The sequence below is a fragment of the Endozoicomonas sp. ALC013 genome (assembly GCF_049310205.1).
Taxonomy (GTDB): domain Bacteria; phylum Pseudomonadota; class Gammaproteobacteria; order Pseudomonadales; family Endozoicomonadaceae; genus Endozoicomonas.
On record NZ_JBLYNS010000377.1, the window covers coordinates 1 to 1371 of the forward strand.

At 47.3% G+C, this 1371-nt stretch carries 2 protein-coding genes; both read right to left on the reverse strand.

What is annotated here, in order from left to right:
• Nucleotides 1-869, reverse strand: an 869-nt coding sequence (locus ACO6V1_RS23935) for a hypothetical protein (RefSeq protein ID WP_422469102.1), incomplete at its 3' end; no start/stop codon positions are given.
• A gap of 314 nt (nt 870-1183) precedes the next feature.
• Nucleotides 1184-1371, reverse strand: a 188-nt coding sequence (locus ACO6V1_RS23940; protein ID WP_422469104.1) for a hypothetical protein, incomplete at its 5' end; no start/stop codon positions are given.

Below are 1371 nucleotides of genomic sequence, written 5' to 3' on the forward strand. Positions count from 1 at the left end.
GCGATTTCCTGTGGTTTAAAGTTAGCTTTCTGTGCGTTTACTTGAGGTAACAGCGCGGCCACAGCCTCTTTCAACTCTGGTGTCCGCTCCTGCCCGCTGTCCACCAGTTTCGCCATGGCCCACAGCAGGTTGGCGATACCCTGAGCAATAAATTGGTCTTTCTGTGCGATCACATTGGGCAACAGTGCGGCCACGGCCTTTTTGAGCCCCGGTGTCCGCTCCTGTCCGTTGTCCACCAGTTTCGCCATGGCCCACAGCAGGTTGACGATTTGCTGGGCGTCAATATCCCTGGCTTCAGGTTTTTGATGGCACCTGAATATTATTGCATCAAGTAGCGTTGACAATAAGGCAGCTTGAGTAAGCTTGACACGCTCATCCCTGGGTTGATGAGGGGTAAAAACACCTGCTGAAGTCAATGAATGAAGTGTTGTCGTCAGGCTTCGCCAATTCCAGCTCCGTGTTGCTGTAAAATTTTGCAGCAAACGTATCAGCTGGCTTTGTTCTGCTCGATTTAACGGTCTTTTAGAGGCTGACGTGTATTTTTTAATGGAACTGGCAAAGTGACCGTGATTTCTCCCATCATAGCGATCAGCGAAACGATCAGATTTACTCAACAGATCATCCATTATTTCTGGTTTGACAAGGGCATTGAAATCTTGAGCAGGGGTTATTGAACGACACTGTAGATATTGAGAAGTGCATGCGCCAGAAGAAGGGTAAAATTCATTATGCCCCGGGATAGTACGGTAGGGACTATCCCTCTGTCTTATGTCAGGTCTATATCGCCCAAGCCTTGAAGAAGCGGCATGGTTATCCGGTTGGTTGTAATAATTACCTGATCTTGCGTTAGCAGCAGAGGTTCTATCCATAATTATATTTCATTAATTCACGAAAATATAATTAAACAGACAGCTGTTCTGTCCAGAGGTTCATTTTGCTGGAATATCTAAATGCCAAAATAGAATTACATGGCCGTACCAGTGGGAACATTAAATGTCGATTTTATTTCGGGACAATTACCTGGGAGGCTGACCGAGAATAGCGCCCGTCTAGGCGACCCCGTAGCGAGGATGGCAGAAAATTGAGGATAAAATTCGGTTTTGTGGGTCACAGTAGGAATGGTGGTCACCCGCCACCCCCTGCGCAGACCGTAGTTGCACTTTCAAGACCTTCTTAATGCATATCACAGCCCTTGTAGGAACGCTTCCATCCAGTCATCGTTGTTGACCCGTTCTGACTCTGTCGCCAATGAATCCAATGTCGCCCATGAATCCAAATCCCATTCCACTATTTCATCAAGCCCAAGTGGGTCTCTTCTCCTTTTCTCGCTGGCTTCATTCCATTCTTTCCGTGTTTCTGAATCCACTGCGC